9 protein-coding genes are annotated in these 3,990 nt (G+C 43.8%); 3 read left to right on the top strand and 6 right to left on the bottom strand.

Going from position 1 to position 3,990, the window contains the following annotated elements:
• Positions 1-56: 56 nt before the first annotated feature.
• The 5 genes from ACTHMC_RS23785 to ACTHMC_RS23765 all read right to left on the bottom strand — a co-directional run bounded on the left by ACTHMC_RS23785 (position 57) and on the right by ACTHMC_RS23765 (position 1,522).
• Positions 57-515 carry a hypothetical protein gene (locus ACTHMC_RS23785; RefSeq protein WP_440417022.1) on the bottom strand — a complete coding sequence of 153 codons (459 nt, stop codon included), beginning with the start codon at positions 513-515 and terminating at the stop codon, positions 57-59.
• 119 nt (positions 516-634) lie between these two features.
• Complete coding sequence (locus ACTHMC_RS23780; RefSeq protein WP_440417020.1) at positions 635-793, bottom strand: hypothetical protein; 159 nt, start codon at positions 791-793, stop codon at positions 635-637.
• 2 nt (positions 794-795) lie between these two features.
• On the bottom strand, positions 796-996 hold the full coding sequence (locus tag ACTHMC_RS23775; RefSeq protein WP_440417018.1) for a helix-turn-helix transcriptional regulator: 201 nt from the start codon (positions 994-996) through the stop codon (positions 796-798).
• On the bottom strand, positions 996-1,211 hold the full coding sequence (locus ACTHMC_RS23770; RefSeq protein ID WP_440417016.1) for a hypothetical protein: 216 nt from the start codon (positions 1,209-1,211) through the stop codon (positions 996-998). Before ACTHMC_RS23770 ends, ACTHMC_RS23775 begins: the two co-directional genes overlap by 1 nt.
• Before the next feature lie 83 nt (positions 1,212-1,294).
• Positions 1,295-1,522, bottom strand: a complete 228-nt coding sequence (locus ACTHMC_RS23765) for a hypothetical protein (RefSeq protein ID WP_440417015.1) — start codon at positions 1,520-1,522, stop codon at positions 1,295-1,297.
• 112 nt (positions 1,523-1,634) lie between these two features.
• Here ACTHMC_RS23765 and ACTHMC_RS23760 point away from each other — a divergent pair, with 112 nt between their 5' ends.
• From ACTHMC_RS23760 to ACTHMC_RS23750, 3 genes are all read left to right on the top strand, one after another.
• Positions 1,635-2,159 carry a hypothetical protein gene (locus ACTHMC_RS23760; RefSeq protein WP_440417013.1) on the top strand — a complete coding sequence of 175 codons (525 nt, stop codon included), beginning with the start codon at positions 1,635-1,637 and terminating at the stop codon, positions 2,157-2,159.
• 267 nt (positions 2,160-2,426) lie between these two features.
• Entirely contained in the window at positions 2,427-2,888 is a 462-nt protein-coding gene (locus ACTHMC_RS23755; protein WP_440417011.1) for a hypothetical protein, read from the top strand.
• Between the two features lie 205 nt (positions 2,889-3,093).
• Positions 3,094-3,642 (top strand): dihydrofolate reductase family protein, encoded by a 549-nt coding sequence (locus ACTHMC_RS23750; protein ID WP_440417010.1) that lies wholly within the window; start codon positions 3,094-3,096, stop codon positions 3,640-3,642.
• A gap of 156 nt (positions 3,643-3,798) precedes the next feature.
• Here ACTHMC_RS23750 and ACTHMC_RS23745 read toward each other — a convergent pair.
• Positions 3,799-3,990 (bottom strand): response regulator transcription factor (locus ACTHMC_RS23745; RefSeq protein ID WP_440417008.1); only part of this gene is annotated, 192 nt, incomplete at its 5' end.

Raw genomic sequence — 3,990 nt, 5'->3', positions numbered from 1 at the left:
CATGGAGATGATCCAGACCAACAGCCAAATGCCGAGCGTCAAAATCAGGACTGTTTTCATTTCTCACCGGTTATGTAGATTCTGTACTGAGGTTCCAGGATCTTCGCCATGTGATCCGACTTTGCCTCTGAGTCCACTTTAAGGCGGGCGCCGACAACCGAACTCGCGCTATCGTAGCGCGAATCGCCGAACCGGAAGCCGGAAGAGGAATTCTGATTGTAGAACCACGGATACCAGATCCTCTTGCTATAAGGAGCTCCCTCTGACAGCGCAGTAGCTACTGTCTCGATATCTCTGGTAGCGCGTTGGTAATCATCCCGGCATCCTTCATGAATCTTCTCAGGATCGAGACCCAGTTCATAGCAGGCGTCTGCTACGCTGTTGATTCGTTCGAGGATATCCTGGCTGAAGAACTCCTTTGTAAAAGTCTCTTCCAGCATAGCCTTTAATTCAGGGGACGCTGTGGGATAGAACTTCCGCGCGTTCTTTTCATCGATGTAAAAGCCTTTGCTCATTTTGATTTGCTTTTAAGGATTCTGATGTTTTTAATGTATACCGTCAATGTATAACCGATACAAACGGCACACAAAATTGACGAACATATAAATGTTGCGAGTATCATAAATGGTACGGATTAATTCAGTCTTGATGCAGTTAAGATGTACGCCAGTGTAGTGCGCTGCCGCTGGCGAAGTGTAAACACAGGTCTTTCATTGGCGTTATGTCTTGCGTAGCTGTTCACGATCTTGAACAAGCCACTGAAGGGTACATCAACGAAATAGCGTGTCTGCATGGCTATGCGGCTTTTGTTTTTCCAATTTTCCGGCCCTGGATAGTCCGGTTGTTGATCCAGTTTTCAAGCAGGTCCACTCGAAAGCGAACGTTACGGCCGATCTTCACAAAGGGTATCTCTTTATTCTCTACCATCTTGTAGAGGGTGCTCACACTGAGACCTACCTTCTGGCCCGCCTGCTTTATGGTCAAAAGATTTTCCATTATGGTATCAGGGTTTTGAAATGATCAGCCATCTTTTGAGCGAACTCCCGGAAGATGGCAAGGCCGGCAGTATCTTGAGGATCGATGTAGATATCAGGACCGCATCCATCAGGATCACTCTCCACGAATACACTCACTCCATACCTCTTAACCTCAGCGGTTACTGCCGCCAGGGCTAACTTTTGTAAATCTGGTATGTCAGAGTATTTGTACATCGATTCCTATTTTGAGAATTAAACGTTTGACAAATGTTAAACCGTCCGGCAGCTATTGCGGCTGTCCGTAACCGGTATTACCTTCACGACCCAGTTGCAGCCTCCTCCCTTTCCAGTATCTCGTCATCTGTTAACCCAGTCTCCTTACGAATCAATTCCAGTTGCGAAACCGTGGTGAAGTGAACATGCTTCTTTTTGGTGTTGAGACGCGCCTCAATCGTGTGAACTGATCTGTTTGCGTCCAGGGCCAAAAGATTCTTTAAAGCCACATTATCCTTGATTGCCTGAACTGCCTTGCTTGTGAGTACCATACTTTGTATATTTGGTCAGTAACTTTACAACACAAATATACCTGACTTTTGTCAGGATCACCAAATAAAATCCTGACTTTTTTCAGGTTTTTAACGCAACAATGTTGCAATTATGGACAATACATTGATTAATAGGCTGTGGAAGGAAATGGAGTTGCGGAGTGTTTCTGCTGCACAATTTGCGGCTTCTGTCAACATCCCCGTAGATAGAGTATATAAATGGAAGAGTAAAGGCACGAACCCTAAGGCAGAAGATACTAAGAAGATTGAGAAATGGCTTTTAGGCGGCAAACCTGACAAAGTTCCACATGAAACATTAAAGAAAGGTGAAGCGGAAGAAATATTCCTGAATGGTCCCGTTAAGATAACCGCCCAGGAATATGTAGATGCTTTGAAAAGAGATAAAGAGCAGCTTCAAAAAGTACTCGATCTTAATTTAGCGGCAATGCAAGCGATGTTAAATTCGTTAAGAAGACATGACCAGGCTTTTCATGAGACAATGTTAAGATCACTGGCAAGGTTGGAGAAGAAGAAGTCAGAAGATCTTCTAATTTTAGAAGCGCACACCAGGAATGCCGCTCTTCAGGTGGAAGAGGGAGGTAAGGGCATTCCACAAGAGGACACTTCGGACATGTAAGCGGGCCGACGTTTCGCATGGAAAACAGGTTTACGGTTGAACAATAGGTGATTTGTCTAAAAGATGGGTGTAATGTCAGTAGTAGGACTGGATATGGAGAGATTCACCTTAACGGGGCCTTAACCTGGGGCTGAAGCCTTCATAGAGTTTGGACAATGAATTTACGGGAAACCGCAAAACCAAGCAAATTTTTTGTACAATCTTTAAGTGTATTTATGTAGCTATCATTCGACAACATTGATAGAAGTCAATCATTAAACCAATAATATGAAATCGTTTTTCCTAATTGCTTTACTTATAATCGCAGGTTTGAGCGCTGCAGCACAACTTGAGAAACAGGTAGAAAAGAAATTTGATTCTCAAACCTATGGTGAAGTAAAGCACATGGGGGTGTATATCGCAAGCATTGAGAGAGTCACCAAAGATTCTGATACGCTTTACCTTCTGCAATTCCGAAATAGTCAATATACCTATAATGTGGACATTCAGCAAATTCGATTTACAGTCGAAGATGGGCTGTTAGATACCTTATACAACATGCTTTCAGCGGCGATTGACTCACCAAAGGATAGTAAGATTTCCTTCAAACTTGGCACTGAAGAATTGGAGGTAACCACATTAAAGGTGATCGGTCTTAAAGGAATAAATATTACCATGCTTCGTAACCGGGCTTATTTTGGTCTCAATCGAAAGCAACTCGACCGTCTCTTCAACCGAAAAGCCAATTGAGCTGCAGCCAGGAGGCCGGGGTAAGGCTCGATTTTTCAAGGCAAAATTGATACAAAAATGATCAGAGGCGTAGAACACAGTACAGACAAGGGCCTTAAAGGCTATTCGACCCCCCTCAGCTCCACAAATGTGTATTCTTTATGGGAATACACATTTTTTTTGCCCATACATCCAGGTTGTATTACTTAACAGTTAAACTCTACTTATGACAAAAGTAATTGCAGCAATCAATATGACGATCGATGGCTTTTGCGACCATACCGCAGGTGTCCCTGATGAAGAATTACATCAACATTACGCTGACCTCTTGAATAATGCCGGTGCTGCACTCTATGGCAGGATCACCTACCAGCTTATGGAATTCTGGCGGACCGTGCTGGAAAATCCCACAGGCGAGAAAGCCATGGACAACTTTGCAATCGCAATAGACAACATACCCAAGATCGTCTTTTCCCGCACCCTGAAAAGTTTGGATTGGAATACCGCCAGATTAGCAAGCCAGGACCTTGAACAGGAAGTGTTGCAACTCAAACAACAGCCAGGTAAAGACGTGTATGCCTGTAGTCCAAGCCTGATCGCAGCTCTTACAGCGCTCAATGTAATAGACGAATTTCAACTTTGTATTCATCCTGTTATAGCAGGAAGTGGTTTGCCCCTGTTTAAAAATATCAGCGAAAAGATTACGCTTAAACTCACCAAGACCAAAACCTTTGGCAGTGGTGCCATCATTCTTTATTATGTACCGATAAAATGAAGAACGGCTAACCGGTATAATCCTGCTTCCTGATATTCTGCTTCGCCATTTTCGATTCCAACGTAGCAGGCTTTATATTCAACAACTCCGCAGCCTCCTGCAAATCATTCTGCGCGTTCCCTCAAGTGACGGGTCCATGAGTAAAAGTAACAGGCATTATTCCAGTCCCAGCTTGATGGCAAATTTCACCAGCCCCACCGTGCTTTTGGAATTTGTTTTCTCCAGCAATTTCTGCCTGTGATTATCCACCGTTTTCTTGCTGATGAACAATTTAGCGGCAATTTCTTCACTGGTATACTCTTTCACGATCAGTCCCAATACTTCTCTTTCCCGCGCCGTCAGTTCTTT

Source organism: Pseudobacter sp., from assembly GCF_051955275.1.
Classification (GTDB): Bacteria; Bacteroidota; Bacteroidia; order Chitinophagales; family Chitinophagaceae; genus Pseudobacter.
This window is presented reverse-complemented; position numbering and strand designations above follow the sequence as displayed.